Genomic DNA, 15,731 nt, shown 5'->3' with positions numbered 1-15,731 from the left:
ATCGATCCTGGAAAAGGTCGCCCGTGCGAAACAAGCGTTAGAGTCACAACACTAGTTGGCGGGGTCTTGACCTGTTGGCCAGACGCGGCAGGATAATCCTGCGCAAGCGCACCTGAAGGGACTGAAGGAATATTCAATGGCGACTGGGACTGTGAAGTGGTATAATGAAACAAAGGGCTATGGATTCATTCAGCCTGACAGCGGCGGCAAGGATGTTTTCGTCCATGCATCGGCCCTGGAGCGCGCCGGCCTGCGCGGCTTGGTGGAGGGTCAGAAGATCTCCTACGAGGTCGAGTCTGACCGCCGCACCGGCAAGGAGTCGGCGGGGAACCTGAAGACGGCCTGATTCAAGCCTTTGACCCGCTTTGCGACAGAGGCCGCCCGACCATGGGGCGGCCTCTGCGTTTTTGCTGATGCAACATTTCGACCCATCGAAGGAGAGGAAAACGAACATTGGCCCGCAGGAAGTCAAAGCCCATCGAGAGCGGCTATGCCCTGTTCGACGTTGTCTACGAGGATGGCTCCCGCAGCTCGAACCGACGCGTCCCCCGTGCTCTTCTGGGTGGGCTTGAAGGCGATGAGCCGGCCCGGAGAACCATTGAGGAGCAGGACAATGCAATTGCGGAGAAAGCCGGCCGCCCACGCGTTCCGATTAAGCAGATTACACGCACACCGGTCTAGTGAATCCCGGGGGATATGAGCCCCGCCACTGCTCCGGTGCTTGCAGCCGCCACCTTGTGCAGGAATTCGCTGCGCCACAGGGGCTTTGCGGTCAGGCTCGTCATCGCCAGCCGCAAGGCCGCCAGGAACGCCTTCTGGCTGGAGCGTGCGACCAGCCCCGAGATCACCTTCGGGGTTAGGTTGCCGATGATTTCGACCGGCTTGCCGGCCAGCGCCGACAGTCGGGTGATCCAGTTGGGCTGCTCCAGGACGGTGGCGGCCTGCTCAGGGCTGCACGGTCGTCCGTCGCGATGTCCAATTGCAGAATGCTCATGCGGCCTCAACGCACCACAAAGCGGTAGTTTTCCGGCAAGGGCCCTGCCTTGTCTGTTTAGCGACCCAAAAGGAAAGGCCTCGAAGTGATCCGAGGCCTTTCGTTGAGGCTATGGCTAATTTGTCTGAATAGAACAGACCGCGCACCGACCAAAGATCGACCAAACATTGGTCAGTGATCAGCTCGCATCAGAGATCAGGAGCGGTGACGACGGATGACGAGAAATCCTTGCGCGGCATTGGTTTCTCATCATCTCCCTCGGTGCCGGTTTGGTAGGATGCCCCGTTCGGGACGTGGGGGTCGCAGGTTCAAATCCTGCCACTCCGACCATTCTTCTGACAGTTGAAATGGTCGATCGAGCCGCAGGGCCTTGCCCCTGTGAGACATAGGCGATGGCCGCCAAGGCGCCCTGCCCTGCGACGACGCCCCTCAATGGGTCGAGAAGCGTCCATCCTCCTGATAGGTCTCATAATGAAGTGTCTGAGCGGGCACCGCCTCGAGCTGGCGCTGAGCCTTGGGCCAGTCCTGCGGGGTCTCATTGGTTTGGGGCATGTAGCGCGGACGGAAACGCAGATCGACCAGGCTGCGCAGTTCCGGGGCTGCCAGGTCCAGCACATTCGCGTCGCGCCAGCGGCGATGCAGCTTGGCTTTGCCGAACATCCGGCTCCAGAAGCCCATCACCTCTTCCTCGACCTGCAGGACAATGCGGCCGGTAAAGGTTTTGCGAAGATTGAAACGTCCTGTCAGAGCCATTCGACTCTCCTTAACTCTCGATTCTTCAAAAACGCGGATCGCCCAAGGCGCGGCTATCGACCGAAGACCAACCGCCCCTGTCTTCAGCACTCGGTCGAATGCTTTCCTGTTAGCCAATGCCTTTGCACAGCAAGGGTTCCGGCCTTTCCGGACATCGGCAAGTTGTCACAGGAGCGATGTGCGTCAGGTCACGAACGCGTGCTGCCTGAAATCAAATAAGGCGCCCTGCGCGATGGTTCAGCGGAGTGGGCGATCAAAATATTGGGAGATGAAAAGTCTTCGGGGATTCATCCGACTGGTAGACGGAACATCGACCGCAGGTGTCACACGCGACGCGGCTTGGAGGTGAGATCGATGGTAACGAGCTGCCCGGTCTTCGGATCGAGGATGGTCATGAAAGCCCCCTGTTCTGCTGGCGTAGGAGAAACGCCCGACACGCGCGCCGGATCAAACCGTCTTGGGAACGTGGTAAGCAACTCGTTACCGGAAGCTTCGCCCTGAAGGCTGGGAAGTTCGGAGCCGAACCTGTATCGGGGCTTCGCTCATGGGCGGATTGGCCAAGCCGTCCACCCTATCCTACCCTCTGAAGCCTGGAGATTCCTGATGAACACCACACGGCTCGAAACCGTCTGGGCACCGCGCCTTCTCAGCATTCTGCGCATCGTCGCCGCCCTTATCTTCATGGCGCATGGGACCCAGAAGCTCCTCGGCTTCCCGGCCTCTCCCAATCCCGGACCGGCGGCGTTCAGCCTCCCCTGGATTGCAGGTGTTCTGGAACTCGCGGGCGGAGCCCTCCTGATCCCCGGCCTGTTCGTGCGCCCGGTCGCTTTCGTGCTCTCGGGCCTCATGGCGGCCGCCTACTGGATCGCCCATGCTCCGAGAAGCCCCTACCCCGTCCTGAACGGCGGCGATGCGGCGATCCTCTACTGCTTCGTGTTCCTGTTCCTCGCCGCAGCCGGCGGCGGCGCTTGGAGCCTGGATCGGTCACTCCGCACCGGCCGCTAGAGCCTCGGCGCCGCAGAAGCGATCGGAAGGCGAGAGGCACGAGATATCTTCACTCGTCTTCCTATTCGGGCTTCGTGCCCGTCGGGCGGCGGAGGCGCTCGTCCTCCAGTTCGACGTGGAGCGTCGGGTCGCCGTCGTCCTCATCGAAGGGGATCGGCATCAGATCAGTGGTCAAGCCCGTGGTGGTGGACGCGGCCGCGCCGATCGGAGGCGCCGGAGACTCGTCTGCTTCCCGCGCAGCTTCCCTCGCCTCCTCGCCCGGCTCGATCTCGCCCTCGTCGTCCAGAATCCGCACGACCCTGTCCCTTTGCGCCTCGTCGACTTTCACGGTGACGAGAGCCCCGCCGCGGCGGACGCCCTCCGCGTAGTTCTGCGCCTCCTCATCGTCGAGCCCGGCATCGACCAGCGCACCCGCGAGACCGCCGACGGCGGCGCCCGCACCGGCGCCGACGAGGGTCGAGACGATCCATCCTGCGGCGATCACCGGCCCAAAGCCTGGAATGGCCACCGTGCCGAGCCCGGCCAGGAGACCGGCTCCCGCCCCGGCGACCGTGCCGGCCGCCGCGGTGGCTCCGGCGAATTCATGAGGGGATCCCTCCCTGTCGAAGGAGCGGGTCGCGTGATGCGTATGGACAGCGTCGAAGTTGTTGGACACGAGGCTGATCTCGAAATTCGGCACTTGGGCCGCCTCCAGCCGCTGCACCGCCCGCGCGGCTTCGTCGTAAGTGTCGAAGAAGGCGGTGATTCTGCGTTCGGCCATGGGAGCCCTCCTGTTTCACGTCGGTCGCAGGGCTAATGAGCGGCCAGCCGGGCCGGTTCCGCCTTGCGCATCAACCCGGCGGATGCGCTTCCATGCCGCCTTCCGGCGCGGGGCTTTCCTTGATACATTCCAACAAAAGGTACCCGGAAAGGGTGATTTGGGGGCTTCCCGTTATGCGACATATCCACCTGGATGACGGTCTGCGGCTGCGTTTTCCCGGCCGCAGCGAGGATTTCGATCAGGGCGTCGAGATTGGCATGATTGCCGTGCTGATGGATCAGGGCTTAGGCGAGTTCTCGCGCTGGATCGCCCGGACGAACCTCAGCCAGGTCGAGGCCATCGCCAAGCAGATGGGCTATCGCATCGAGGACAATGGCGGCGACGAGGAATGGGCCGACATCACCTTCCTCTACGGCACCACGAAGGCCAAGCCCAAGCTGCGGCTGGTGCATTCGATCGGCTGACCGGAGTCTGCCTGGTCTGACCCCGCGGCGAAAAAGAAGAAGCCGCCCGAGGGCGGCTTCCGGAGAACGTCAGGTCGAGGACCGGATCAGGCCTTGCCGCCGCGCCGCGTCACGGACCAGGCCGCCTGCATTAGGGCCACGGCCAGGGCGGTCTTCACGAGGGTTGCCGCCATGAAGGGCGCGGCACCCACGGTCCAGGCCTTCGCGAAGGGCATGACCAGCGACAGCTGGCCGAGGCCGAAGGCGAAGATCACCGCGTGGCCGATGGTCATCATGATGATGACGCGGGGAAGCGAACGATCCCAACCGCGCTCGGCCATGAAGCCCATCACGACGGCCGCGGCCAGGAAGCCGATGAGGAAGCCGCCGGTCGGGCCCATGAGATAGCCGATTCCGGCCGTCGGGCCGGCGAAGACCGGCATGCCCATGGCGCCCTGGACGAGATAGAGACCAACGGTCGCGCCGCCGAGGCGCCAGCCGTAGGAAGCGCCGATGAGCAGCACGACCAGGGTCTGCAGGGTCAGGGGAACGTAAGGCAGGGGCACCTGCACCTTGGCGGAAAGGGTGAGGAGCGCCGTGCCGACGGCCATCAGGACGATGGCGCGGAGGGCCGCGAAGCGGGCATCGTCCCGGGACGGCCAGAGCAGGCCGACGAGGGTCGACGGAGAAGACAGCGAAGAGACGCCGGTCGTCATGAATTGAATCTCCAGATCGTTCCGCCATTCGCGCGGCGGCTCATGAAGCCTTATAAGGAGGTCCGGCCCATGCCTCAAGCGAAGGTTCGGGTCTTTGCCGGTGCTGTGGACACGGATCGACCCCATTTCCGTTTAGAAAGCCCGGATACACTTTGCCGCTCGATGCTTTTGCTTTTTGTTTTGACACCTCTTTTCACGCAAAACCGGTGCCCACTTTTCCCCGCGATGCGCTAGGAAGCGCCGGATGCCAATCGCATCCTTGAGGATTCCTGCATGGCCGATGACCTCACCTTCGACATCCGCGCTCCGGCCCAATCGGGCGAATGTGTGCGCGTGAGCCCCCTCGTGCGCAGAATCGTCGCTCGAAACCCGGGGCCCATCACGTTCACCGGGACCTGCAGCTACATCGTCGGCTCAGGGAACGTCGCGGTCATCGACCCGGGCCCAGATGTGCCCGGCCATATCGAGACGCTGCTCGACGCCGTTGGGGGCGAGACGGTGACCCACATCCTTGTCACGCACACCCACAAGGACCACTCGCCAGCAGCCTGCGCCCTCAAGGCCGCCACGGGCGCCGAGATCGTCGGCTGCGCACCACATCACAGTGCCCGTCCCCTGTTCTCGGGCGAGGTCAATTCGCTGGAAGCGAGCTCCGACAAGGATTACGCGCCAGACCGCGAACTGCGCGAGGGCGACGCGGTCGAAGGTCCCGGCTGGACCCTGGAGGCGCTCGCGACGCCCGGGCACATGGCAAACCACCTCGCCTTCGTGCTGCCGGAGGAGAAGGCGCTGTTTTCCGGCGATCACGTGATGGCTTGGTCCACGACCGTGATCGCGCCGCCCGACGGATCGATGAGCGCCTTCATGGATTCCCTCGACAAGCTGAAGGGGCGTGAGGAAACGCTCTACTGGCCCGGCCATGGGGGTCCGGTGCAGGAGCCCCAGCGATTCGTGCGGGCCCTCATCCATCACCGACGCCAGCGCGAGGCCTCGATCCTTAACCGGCTCAAGGCGGGTGACCGGACGATCCCTGAGATCGTTGCGGCGATCTACCAGGGCCTGAACCCGGCCCTGGTCGGGGCCGCGGGCCTGTCGGTCCTCGCGCACCTGGAAGATCTGGTCGCCAAGGGACAGGCGAGCGTCGAGGGCCTTCCCGCCCTGGACAGCGAATACCGGCCCGCCTGATCAACGCACGGCGATCGCCAGATTCGAGGCCTCTTCGAGGAAGTCGCGGATATATCCCGCATTGGCCCCCAGATCGTGACCGCCGAAACGGGAGGCCGAGCGGATGTCGATGCGCGTGCCGTCGACGCGCGGGCGGACCCGGACCGTGATATCGCTCGGCATCTTGAGCAGGCGCGAACGGGCGACCGCCTCGAGCCGGCCCAGGCCGATGCGCCCGCCGGGCGGCACGGCCTCGATCACCTGCCAGCCGAGATTGTGGGCGGCCTTCTCCACGATGGCGAAGGCCTCCTCCGGACCGATATCCAGCGTAAGCGGCGCGATCTGCACATAGGAAGCCCGCTGCATCTCGCGCGCTTCGGGCCCGACATCGGGTGGGATGCGCCCGTCGCGAACCACGAGCGCGGCGCGCGAGCGGGAAAAGGCTGGCGGATCGTCCGTGTCGGTGCTGACATCAGTGATCGGCGGCAGGGTGGCGGCCTTCAGCGCCATGAAACCCGGATAGGCGAGAACGAGCGCCGCGATGACGAGCCCCTTGACGGCGCTGCCGAGCCCCCGGCGACCCTCCTGCCAGATGCGGACGAAGCCCAAGAGGGACATGGCGACCGCCACGAGCGCGATCGCGATGCCCGCGCCCAGCGCGATGAAGCCCGATGGGTAATCGATTCGGCCGAAGCGGATGAGCAGCGTCGCGAGCAAAGTCACGACGAGCGCGAACGATGCCAGGGCGGGGGACCATTTCGCCGGGCGGGAGACCGGTTCTTCGATGATGAGACGGCGCATCAGGTCGTCTTACAAATCTCTTTGAGCGCGCGCCACTCCTCTTGGCTGAGAAGCGGCTCGCCTTGTTGGGACGGTACCTGTTTTTCCAAAGCTTTCAGCCGTTGATCGGTAACCGGGTGGGTAGACAGAAAAGCCGGAACGTTGAAATCGTTCCCGCCTTTCACATCATCCTTGCCTTCGATGCGTTTGAGCAACAGGCCCATGGGATGGGCGGGCCGCCCGAGAGCCGACATCCTATATGCGGCGAAATCGTCCGCAGCTGCCTCGGCCTCGCGGGAATAGGCGCTGTCGATGAGATAACGGCTGACGAAAACGATGGCGCCGCCCCCCGTCACGTCGCCGAACAGGAGTCCGAGCAGATAAGAGGTGCCGCCGGCTTGGATCATCTTGCGAAGCCCGTCCCGATGCGCGACATGGCCCATCTCATGGGCGAGCACGCCAGCGATCTCGTCCGTAGATTCGGCTTTGTCGAGCAGGGCACTGAACAGGTAGATCCGGCCGCCGGGCAGCGCGATGGCGTTGGGCACCTTGGACTCGATCACCGCGACATCGACGTCGAGCGGGAAATCCCGGTTTTTTCCTAGACGCTCGGTCAGTGTCTTAATCGCCGCAAGGCCCTGCGCCTTCTCACAGATCTTGCCGCTGAAGATCGCCCGCACCTGGTTGTCGACCGCCTTTCCCAGATGTCGCTCGTAAGAGGACGGAATGAGCGGCGTCAACCGCTCAGCCAGAATGGGAAGCAAATAAAATACGCACAGGAGGATGGAGGCTGCCGCGGAGACCGACCAGAACAGAATTTGGCCAGTCCGTTCCCGGGAATGGTCGGTTGCGAGATCGCGGCAATGAAGGCGGATGGCAGCCTGATCAGCCGCGTCGGTAACGTCGAGCCGGGCGAGAGGCGGCCCGCTCTCGCAGGTCAGTCGCAGGACGCCATCGGGAGCTTCCTTCCGCCTCACGGCGCCCACAGGCCATGATGCTATCCATTCGTTTCCCTCATGCATGTCGAGGCTGGATGCGGTGACCTTTAGGCCAACCGTCCTGCGCCGGGCACTCTCCCCATCGTAGAACACCGCCTCCGTCATGGCTCACCTCATATGCCGACGTTGAAATCGAGCGCGTCGGCCAAGCCTTCGCCGAGCACGCCCGCCGGCTGGCCCGCCGCCACGACGGCATCGATCGAACGAAGGTTCGATACAGCCGTCGTGGTGACGACGGCTGCCCATAAGCCGCGTCCGAGGAAGTAACGTTGAAGGACGCCGAAGCCGAGCAGAAAGACCAGATAGGCTACGGCAAAGAGGATGCCGATGCTCAGTGTAGTCGCGTTCATCTCCCCGCCCTGCAGACCCGCAATGCTGTCCTGAAGGAAGACTCCGGCAACAGCAGCTGTGATGCCGGATAGAACGGCAAAAGCGATAGTAAAGCCGATGGAGGAAGAGATCAGTTTAAAGAACAGGCCGTAGAAAGTCCTAAGTCGAAGTTTGCTTGCAATGGACACCTCAGCAAAGCGCAATCCATCGATATGCCACCGCGTGAAGATTGCCATCGCAAGAGGCAGAAGCCCTATGCCGGCCACGACAAGGACCAAAGGCCCTAGGAACTTCAATCCTTCAAGAGCCACTATCCAATGAGGGAAAAACATCATCCCGATTGGAGACGTCAGAACTGTCAGAGCGGATCCGACAATCAGGGCGATCAAGCCGAGCACCCAAAGCCACCATCCGTGCTTGAAGAGCGACCAGCCTGTCCCGGCAAAGCCACCTTGAACATTGCCGAAATAGGTGTGGCGCATACGGTAGCCTTCCAGGGAGGCCATCGCCCATGGCAGGGCGAGGCCGAGCGTCAGCACGGTCGCGATATCCCACAGGATCGCACGGCCGGCGTAAGCCCAGCCCGACCCTTTCATCCAGAACCGGATCCCACGGAAGAGAGTGCGGCTCGCCCGATACTTACGCGCCCGATAGCTGCCGAAATGAGCCAGCACATACATGATGAGGATCAGGGGTACGCTGGCGAAGGCATAGCGCTCCTCGGCCATGAAGGTGAGAATGAAGTAGGCGATGTAGATCGGCCCGAGCACCGCCAGGGCGATCAGAAAGCCGATCAGAAGTTCCTTCGCCGTCCCCGTGTATTCGAACGACTCACCTTCGATCTGCGTATTTGCCCAAAGGTGGCGCCGCAGCTTGGTGATCATCCAGAACCGGTAGAACCCGAAGGTGGGGATCTGGAACAGGCTTCCGGCGATCAGGACCTTGAGGAAATCGCGACTGCGTCCGGAAAAGGCCATGGGAGAGGCGTGACGAGGGGAAAGACGGAAACCAGGATCGTACGAGGTCGTCATTTTATCGGCCTTCTCGCAAGAGAGAGCCTCTCATAACATGATAACGACACTTTAGAACGTAACACCCCTTCCGCCATTACGGTATCCACGGGAATTCCACATGGCGAGAAGGGAAAAAGGTACCTGCACTTCTCAACAGGGATGACGGCGCAAACGGTTTGAATGTAAACTATTCGCTGCCACCTGGAGCGCAAAGCCTTTGACGTCCCTCTCGCCAGCCCCTGCTTCCGCCGAGACCGTCGATCCTCTTCGGATCTGGTTTCGCTTCATTCGCCTGAACCGCCGGGCGACCAACGCTGTCGCCGCGGAGTTGAAGGAATTGGGCCTTTCGATTCCGCAGTTCGATCTGCTCTCCACGCTCACGGAACGCGAGGGCATGAGCCAGCAGGAGTTGGCGGAACGGCTCTACGTCACCAAGGGCAACGTCTCGGGACTTCTCGACCGCATGGTCGAAGCGGGTCTTGTCGAGCGTCGGTCGATCCCAGGCGACCGACGCTCCAATGCCCTGTACCTGACCTCGAAGGGACGCGACCTGGCGAATCGCGGGATCGCCGCTCAGCGCGCCTATGTGATGCGCACGCTCGGCACGCTCCCGGCCCAGGACTTGGCCGACCTGGAGCGTATCGTTCTGGCGTGGCGCGACATGGCGCGGGCCGAGGAAGCCGCTTCCGGCGCCAAACCTAGATAGGCCCCCGATGTTTGACGCGGTAGCCTTCGCGGGCGGCGGCAACCGCTGCTACTGGCAGGGCGGCTTCTGGGAGGCGGCCGCGCCCCTGCTCGGCCTAAAGCCCGAGATGGTGGTCGGCGTGAGCGCGGGCGCTTGGTCGGCCTGCTACAGCCTGCTCGGACTTGGCCGGCGGGTGAACGAGATGGTGGCGGAGGGCTGCAGCCTGGGACGCCGCAATTTCGAATGGCGCGCCTGGCGCCGGGAAGGCTCGCCCTGGCCGGTCTCGCTCATGTACCGCAGCCTGATCGAGGCTATCATCGACGAGACGGCCCTGGAGCACCTGAAGCAGGGGCCGACCATCCTGATCGGACTGGCCCGCAAGCCGCGCCGCTTGCCCCTGTCGCTCGCCATTCCGCTGGGCATCGCAACCTATCAGATCGAGAAGAAGTGGCATTCCCCGGTTCATCCGCGCGGCGGCCGGGCCCTCGGATTTCGCCCGGAATTCGTCCAGGTGCGGGATCTCGCAACGCCCGCTGAGCTGTCGGCCGCCCTGATGGCGAGCGCCAGCGTGCCGCCCTTCATGCCGGTCGGCCGCATCGGCGGCATGGCGGCCCTCGATGGCGGGCTCGTGGACAACGTGCCGACGGAACCCCTCCTCCCGTTCGAGGAGCGAGGTGGCAAGACCCTCGTGATTCTATCGCGCCTTTACCGCGCTTTCCCGAAGGTGAAGGGCCGCACCTACATCCAACCCTCCGAACCCGTTCCGATCGGGCAGTTCGACATCACCAACCCGGCGGGCATTCGCAAGGCCTATGAAATGGGATTGAGGGACGGAGAGGCCTTCGCCCAGCGTGCGGGCGCGCACGGCGTCTAGCAAGACCTCACGTTAGTAGATCCGGCACAAGGCTCGTCTCTGACTGCGCCGCGGTGTTGCTCTGCACATTTCGCTAGAATGTTGCACCGTTAAGGATCGATTCAGCTTGAGAAGTTCATCTACTGCCAAGCCAGCACATGATCACAGGTCTGCCCCAAAGCGGTCACAGGCGAGCGGATCATAAAACGCAGGTTGAGACAACAGCCTCAATATTCCGGAGAGGATCCATGACCCAACAGGTTTCCGAGCAGAACACCCGAACGGACGAACAGAGCGCCGCCCGTCCCATCCCGAGCTTCAAGGCCGTCGCCCTGCCGGCCCTCGCGGCAGCCGTTCAGGCCGCCAAGCTGCAGCAGAATCCGCCGAAGACGTCCGAGCTTCCCGCGTTCCTGCGCAAGGAAGCGATGCTGGACTGACCAGCCTGCAAAACAAAAGAGCGCCCTCGAGGCGCTCTTTTCATGTCCGAACGATCTCTCGCCTTATCGGACGATGACCTTCGTGTTGAGGGAGACGCGGTTGTAGAGGTCGATCACATCGATGTTGCGCATCCGGATGCAACCCGAGGACACCGCGTGGCCGATCTTCTCGGGCTCGTTGGTGCCGTGGATGCGGTAGAGCGTGTCCTTGTTGCCCTCATAGAGATAGAGCGCCCGGGCGCCGAGCGGATTGGCCGGGCCGCCTTTCGTGTACTGGACGTGGGGCCAGCGCGCCTTCATCTCCGCCGGCGGGTTCCAGTCCGGCCATTCCGCCTTGCGAGCGATGGTGGCCGTGCCGGTCCAGCCATAGGCCTCGTCGCCGACGGCGACGCCGTAGCGGATCGCCTTCCTGTTGGGCTGCACGTAGTAGAGCTGGCGCTCCTTGGTATCGACCACGATGGTGCCCGGGGCTTCGCCCGTGGGATCGTCGATCATGTACCGGCCGTAACGCGGATCGTCTTCCGCAGTCGGAACCTGCGCCATCCACTCGGTATCGCGGGCCGAGACCTGAGGGTCAGGGACGCCTTTGAAGTTACATCCGGCGAGGGCCGCGATCATTGCCAAAAGAAGGGGCAGACGGGAAAGGCGCATTGTGTAAAGCTCTGCAAGCTCAGTTCGGGCCAAGACGGAAGGCCGTTTCAGCCGGGTTTATAGACCGGAAGGTCAGCTCGTCGAATCGAAACACACCATGGCACGGCTCGGCATCGATGAGTGTTGCATTGCAACAACATAGACAGCCGCTCGTGACACTGCGACACTTCCGGCGGCCCTTTACGCAAGAATGCACATGTCCACGCTTTACATTTCCCACCCGGCCAGCCTCGACCACCAGACGCCGATAGGACATCCCGAACGCCCCGACCGCATCCGCGCCATCGAGCGGGCCCTGGAGAAGGAGCGGTTCACCTCGCTCGTCCGCGAGCTGGCCCCGATGGCCGAGATGGAGAGCCTGACGCTCACCCATCCCAAAGACTACATCGTCCGGCTGCGGGATATCAGCCCCCGAGAAGGGTTAGTCAGGATTGACGAGGACACCGTGATGTCGCCGGGCACCTACGAGGCGGCCCTACGGGGCGCCGGCGGGGCCGTGATGGCGGTGGACGAAGTCATGTCCGGCCGGGCGACCAACGCTTTCGTGGCCATGCGCCCACCGGGTCACCATGCCGAGCGCACGCGGGCCATGGGCTTCTGCTTCTTCAACAACGCGGCTATCGCGGCCCGCCATGCCCAGAAGCACCACGGCGCCGAGCGGGTCGCGATCTTCGACTGGGACGTGCACCACGGCAACGGCACGCAGGACATCTTCTGGTCGGATGCCAGCGTGCTCTATTGCTCGACCCACGAGGCTCCCCTGTATCCGGGAACCGGCGCCCTGTCCGAGACCGGCGAGCACGGCACCATCGTCAATGCGCCGCTCCACGCGGGCGACGGCAGCGAGGCGTTCCGGGAGGCGGTCGAGACTGCGATCCTGCCGCGGATCAACGATTTCGCCCCCGACCTGATCGTCATCTCGGCGGGCTTCGACGCCCATTGGCGCGATCCCCTCGCGAGCCTGAACCTGATGGAATCGGACTTCGCCTGGGCCACCCAGAAGCTGATGGCGCTGGCCGAGCGCCATTGCGGCCAGCGGATCGTCTCGGTCCTCGAAGGCGGCTACGACCTCGAAGGCCTCGCGAGATCGACGGCCTTCCACCTCGACGCCCTCATGGGACGCGAGACGGGGGTGTGAGCGCGGGATCGCAACCCGCTCACGTTATGGCCGGCCGGGTGCCGGCCATAACGTGAGGACTTGCCGCGCTGCCTGAACAAGGCTGCTCAGCTCAACACTCGATCGGCTCTTCGCCGAGCAGCTCGATGCCGAAGCCGCTGAGGCCCACATAGGAGCGGCTCGAGGTCGCGAGGTTGCGGATCGACGCGACGCCGATATCTCGCAGAATCTGCGCGCCGAGGCCGATCTCGCGCCACTGGCTGGAGCGCATGGCTTCGGAATCCGTCTCGTCGCTGTCGGAGAACGAGGTCGTCGGCACGCCGGCGGTACCGTCGCGCAGGTAGACGAGGACGCCCCGGCCCTCCTTCACGAAACGCTGCAGGGCGGCGTTCACCGTCTTGCCGCCCTCGAACACATCGGTGAGCGCGTTGGCGCGGTGCAGGCGCACGGGGATGTTCGTGCCGTCGCCGATGCGGCCATGGACGAGCGCGATGTGCTGCACGCTGTCGAAGGGCGTCGAATAGGCGTGGCCCGTGAACGAGCCCCATTGCGTTTCGACCGGGAAGGTGGCGATCCGCTCGACGAGCTTTTCCCGCGCCTGACGGTAGGCGATGAGATCGGCGACCGAGATGCGCTTGAGATTGTGTGTCTCGGCAAAGGCGTCGATCTGCGGACCCTTCATGACCGTACCGTCGTCGTTGGCGAGTTCGCAGATCACGCCGACCGGCGGCAGGTTCGCGAGCTTGCACAGGTCGACCGCCGCCTCCGTATGGCCGGAGCGCATGAGCACGCCGCCATCCTTGGCGATCAGCGGGAAGACGTGGCCGGGACGCACGAAATCGGCCGCGCCCATATTGTTGTTGGCGAGCGCCCGCACGGTGTTCGAACGCTGCTCGGCGGAAATGCCCGTGGTCAGCCCGTGCTTCACGTCCACAGTGACGGTGAAGGCCGTGCCGAGCGGCGCGTCGTTCGCCTGCACCATCGGGTCGAGCCGCAGGCGGCGGGCCTCCGAGACGGTGAGCGGCGCGCAGACGATGCCGCAGGTGTTGCGGATGATGAAGGCCATCTTCTCCGGCGTGCAGAGGGAGGCGGCGACGATGAGGTCGCCCTCGTTCTCACGGTCGTCGTCATCGGTCACGATGACGATTTCACCACGGGCGAAAGCCTCGATGGCTTCGGTAACGGAGTGGGACATCCATGTCTCCTTGGCGGATTCGGGCAGAAAGTCGTTGGGCGTGACGGCCCCGCGGGTCTCGCGAGCGATCAGCTCGGCGGTGTCGCGCGAGAGCCAGGCCTGTTCGGAATTGCACATCTGCGTAATGGCCCCAGGGGTCACGCCGATCCGGCGCGCGAACGCGACGCGGGACATGCCATTGCGGGACAACCATTCGGCCAGTTTCATACTGGTGGAATAGCCGATGATCCGATTTTAGTAAAACTAAAATCTGCAATCCAGTCTGTGAAGAAATGCTTTGAGTTTGGTTTAAGAACCGCTTCTCACGTCATCAACGGCCTTGGGCCGGTGATCCCGATTGTGTGAGACGTCGTGCTTCACTGTATCGAGGTGGCCGGCACAAGGCCGGCCATGATGTGCGAGTGTTTTCCTCGCGTTGCTACACTTCGCAGATCCGCCTCAAGCCTCGAACGGCCAGGACGCACCCTGCCCCACTTGGCCCCGGTGGCGCAGGAGGTGGTCGGCCAGGACGCACGCGACCATCGCCTCGCCGACAGGCACCGCCCGGATGCCCACGCAGGGATCGTGACGGCCCTTGGTCCGCACCTCCGCCTCGCCGCCCGTGCGGGTGACGCTCGACCGGGGGGTGAGGATCGAGGAAGTCGGCTTTACGGCGAAGCGGCACACCACGGGCTGTCCGGTGGAGATGCCGCCGAGGACACCGCCCGCATGGTTCGACAGGAAGGTAGGAGCCCCCTGGTTGCCGGGACGCATCTCGTCGGCGTTCTCCTCGCCGCGCAGGGAGGCGGCCGCGAAGCCGTCGCCGATCTCCACGCCCTTGACCGCGTTGATGGACATCAGCGCCGAGGCTAGATCGGAATCGAGCTTGCCGTAGATCGGCGCACCGAGGCCCGCCGGCACACCCTCGGCCACGATCTCCAGGACCGCCCCGATGGAGGAGCCGTCCTTGCGCAGGCCGTCGAGATATTCCTCGTAGAACTGGGCCGCCTTCGCGTCCGGGCAGAAGAACGGGTTGCGCGCCACCTCGTCCCAGTCCCAGTTGCCCCGGTCGATGGCATGCGGCCCCATCTGCACGAGCGCGCCCCGGATGGTGATTCCGGGCAAAACCTTGCGGGCGATGGCGCCCGCCGCCACGCGGGCGGCGGTTTCGCGGGCCGAGGAGCGCCCGCCGCCGCGATAGTCGCGGATGCCGTATTTCACGTCATAGGTGAAATCCGCATGCCCCGGCCGGTAGGAATTCTTGATCTCGGAGTAATCCTTGGAGCGCTGGTCCACGTTCTCGATCAGGAGCGCGATCGGCGTCCCGGTGGTCACCTGCCGCCCCGTGCGCTCGTCGACGAACACGCCCGACAGGATCTTCACCTGGTCCGGCTCCTGGCGCTGCGTGGTGAAGCGCGACTGGCCCGGACGGCGACGGTCGAGCTCCGCCTGGATCTCGGCGGCTTCGAGCGGGATCATGGGCGGGCAGCCATCCACCACGCAGCCCAGGGCGGGCCCATGGCTCTCGCCGAAGGTGGTGACGCGGAACAGGTGGCCGAAGGTATTGTGGGACATGGCGCTTCTTCGATGTTCAGCGCGTCTTAAAACCAAAGCGCCCCGGTGTCACGCGCGATGCCATATCCGCCTGTCAAAGAGCCAGCACCTGTGGGCCCGCAGCTTGCGCTGCGAGCCTGCAGGGTCGAGGGTGGCGCGACGGGCCGTCCGGCTCGCTGTATAGGTCAATGGAAGAGCCGGTCGGCTGCTTCGCGCACGGTTCTTTTAGGCGTTTAGACTTGGGCCAGCACAAGGCTGCCAAGGGCCTCCTGGCGCCGGCTGCGTGACCGGCGGGCAGGACCGT

General features: G+C 64.0%; 19 protein-coding genes. 9 read left to right on the top strand and 10 right to left on the bottom strand.

Annotation, left to right across the window (positions count from 1 at the left end; all coding sequences use genetic code 11):
* Nucleotides 1-136 precede the first annotated feature (136 nt).
* Together OC446_RS26085 and OC446_RS26080 are read left to right on the top strand one after the other, a co-directional pair.
* Nucleotides 137-346 (top strand): cold-shock protein, encoded by a 210-nt coding sequence (locus OC446_RS26085; RefSeq protein ID WP_262031912.1) that lies wholly within the window; start codon nt 137-139, stop codon nt 344-346.
* Nucleotides 347-453: 107 nt separating this feature from the next.
* Nucleotides 454-681 (top strand): hypothetical protein, encoded by a 228-nt coding sequence (locus tag OC446_RS26080; RefSeq protein ID WP_262031911.1) that lies wholly within the window; start codon nt 454-456, stop codon nt 679-681.
* Here the strand turns inward: OC446_RS26080 and OC446_RS26075 are convergent.
* The gene (locus tag OC446_RS26075; RefSeq protein WP_262031910.1) at nt 678-1,004 is read right to left on the bottom strand and encodes a hypothetical protein; all 327 of its coding nucleotides are present in this window, start codon (nt 1,002-1,004) and stop codon (nt 678-680) included. The genes OC446_RS26080 and OC446_RS26075 overlap by 4 nt on opposite strands.
* A gap of 419 nt (nt 1,005-1,423) precedes the next feature.
* Entirely contained in the window at nt 1,424-1,747 is a 324-nt protein-coding gene (locus OC446_RS26070; protein WP_262031909.1) for a hypothetical protein, read from the bottom strand.
* Between the two features lie 603 nt (nt 1,748-2,350).
* Here OC446_RS26070 and OC446_RS26065 point away from each other — a divergent pair.
* The gene (locus OC446_RS26065) at nt 2,351-2,752 is read left to right on the top strand and encodes a DoxX family protein (protein WP_262031908.1); all 402 of its coding nucleotides are present in this window, start codon (nt 2,351-2,353) and stop codon (nt 2,750-2,752) included.
* 61 nt (nt 2,753-2,813) lie between these two features.
* On the opposite strand, the gene OC446_RS26060 is transcribed toward OC446_RS26065, so the two are convergent.
* Nucleotides 2,814-3,512 carry a hypothetical protein gene (locus OC446_RS26060; protein ID WP_262031907.1) on the bottom strand — a complete coding sequence of 233 codons (699 nt, stop codon included), beginning with the start codon at nt 3,510-3,512 and terminating at the stop codon, nt 2,814-2,816.
* A gap of 173 nt (nt 3,513-3,685) precedes the next feature.
* Between OC446_RS26060 and OC446_RS26055 the strand changes: the two genes are divergently transcribed.
* Entirely contained in the window at nt 3,686-3,976 is a 291-nt protein-coding gene (locus OC446_RS26055; RefSeq protein WP_262031906.1) for a hypothetical protein, read from the top strand.
* Between the two features lie 86 nt (nt 3,977-4,062).
* On the opposite strand, the gene OC446_RS26050 is transcribed toward OC446_RS26055, so the two are convergent.
* Nucleotides 4,063-4,671 (bottom strand): biotin transporter BioY, encoded by a 609-nt coding sequence (locus OC446_RS26050; RefSeq protein WP_262031905.1) that lies wholly within the window; start codon nt 4,669-4,671, stop codon nt 4,063-4,065.
* A gap of 273 nt (nt 4,672-4,944) precedes the next feature.
* Between OC446_RS26050 and OC446_RS26045 the strand changes: the two genes are divergently transcribed.
* A complete protein-coding gene (locus OC446_RS26045; protein ID WP_262031904.1) occupies nt 4,945-5,856 on the top strand; it encodes an MBL fold metallo-hydrolase in 912 nt (303 codons plus the stop codon).
* On the opposite strand, the gene OC446_RS26040 is transcribed toward OC446_RS26045, so the two are convergent.
* The 3 genes from OC446_RS26040 to OC446_RS26030 form a co-directional block, all read right to left on the bottom strand.
* Nucleotides 5,857-6,636 (bottom strand): DUF1499 domain-containing protein, encoded by a 780-nt coding sequence (locus OC446_RS26040; RefSeq protein WP_262031903.1) that lies wholly within the window; start codon nt 6,634-6,636, stop codon nt 5,857-5,859.
* Nucleotides 6,636-7,355, bottom strand: coding sequence for a M48 family metallopeptidase (locus OC446_RS26035; protein WP_262031902.1), 720 nt, complete (start codon nt 7,353-7,355; stop codon nt 6,636-6,638). Before OC446_RS26035 ends, OC446_RS26040 begins: the two co-directional genes overlap by 1 nt.
* Before the next feature lie 371 nt (nt 7,356-7,726).
* Complete coding sequence (locus OC446_RS26030) at nt 7,727-8,920, bottom strand: YjgN family protein (protein WP_262031913.1); 1,194 nt, start codon at nt 8,918-8,920, stop codon at nt 7,727-7,729.
* A gap of 253 nt (nt 8,921-9,173) precedes the next feature.
* Here OC446_RS26030 and OC446_RS26025 point away from each other — a divergent pair, with 253 nt between their 5' ends.
* From OC446_RS26025 to OC446_RS26015, 3 genes are all read left to right on the top strand, one after another.
* On the top strand, nt 9,174-9,662 hold the full coding sequence (locus tag OC446_RS26025) for a MarR family winged helix-turn-helix transcriptional regulator (RefSeq protein WP_262031901.1): 489 nt from the start codon (nt 9,174-9,176) through the stop codon (nt 9,660-9,662).
* A 7-nt stretch (nt 9,663-9,669) separates the two neighbouring features.
* A complete protein-coding gene (locus OC446_RS26020; RefSeq protein WP_262031900.1) occupies nt 9,670-10,515 on the top strand; it encodes a patatin-like phospholipase family protein in 846 nt (281 codons plus the stop codon).
* Nucleotides 10,516-10,742: 227 nt separating this feature from the next.
* Complete coding sequence (locus OC446_RS26015) at nt 10,743-10,931, top strand: hypothetical protein (protein ID WP_262031899.1); 189 nt, start codon at nt 10,743-10,745, stop codon at nt 10,929-10,931.
* A gap of 63 nt (nt 10,932-10,994) precedes the next feature.
* On the opposite strand, the gene OC446_RS26010 is transcribed toward OC446_RS26015, so the two are convergent.
* Nucleotides 10,995-11,582 carry a L,D-transpeptidase gene (locus tag OC446_RS26010; RefSeq protein WP_262031898.1) on the bottom strand — a complete coding sequence of 196 codons (588 nt, stop codon included), beginning with the start codon at nt 11,580-11,582 and terminating at the stop codon, nt 10,995-10,997.
* A gap of 196 nt (nt 11,583-11,778) precedes the next feature.
* Here OC446_RS26010 and OC446_RS26005 point away from each other — a divergent pair, with 196 nt between their 5' ends.
* On the top strand, nt 11,779-12,720 hold the full coding sequence (locus OC446_RS26005) for a histone deacetylase family protein (protein ID WP_262031897.1): 942 nt from the start codon (nt 11,779-11,781) through the stop codon (nt 12,718-12,720).
* Between the two features lie 91 nt (nt 12,721-12,811).
* Here the strand turns inward: OC446_RS26005 and ribB are convergent, their stop codons facing one another.
* Both ribB and aroC read right to left on the bottom strand, forming a co-directional pair.
* A complete protein-coding gene (gene ribB / locus OC446_RS26000; RefSeq protein ID WP_262031896.1) occupies nt 12,812-14,101 on the bottom strand; it encodes a 3,4-dihydroxy-2-butanone-4-phosphate synthase in 1,290 nt (429 codons plus the stop codon).
* A gap of 231 nt (nt 14,102-14,332) precedes the next feature.
* Complete coding sequence (gene aroC, locus OC446_RS25995; protein ID WP_262031895.1) at nt 14,333-15,448, bottom strand: chorismate synthase; 1,116 nt, start codon at nt 15,446-15,448, stop codon at nt 14,333-14,335.
* Nucleotides 15,449-15,731 lie beyond the last annotated feature (283 nt).

The sequence above is a fragment of the Microvirga sp. Mcv34 genome, assembly GCF_024519725.1.
In the GTDB taxonomy this organism is placed as follows: domain Bacteria; phylum Pseudomonadota; class Alphaproteobacteria; order Rhizobiales; family Beijerinckiaceae; genus Microvirga.
This window is presented reverse-complemented; position numbering and strand designations above follow the sequence as displayed.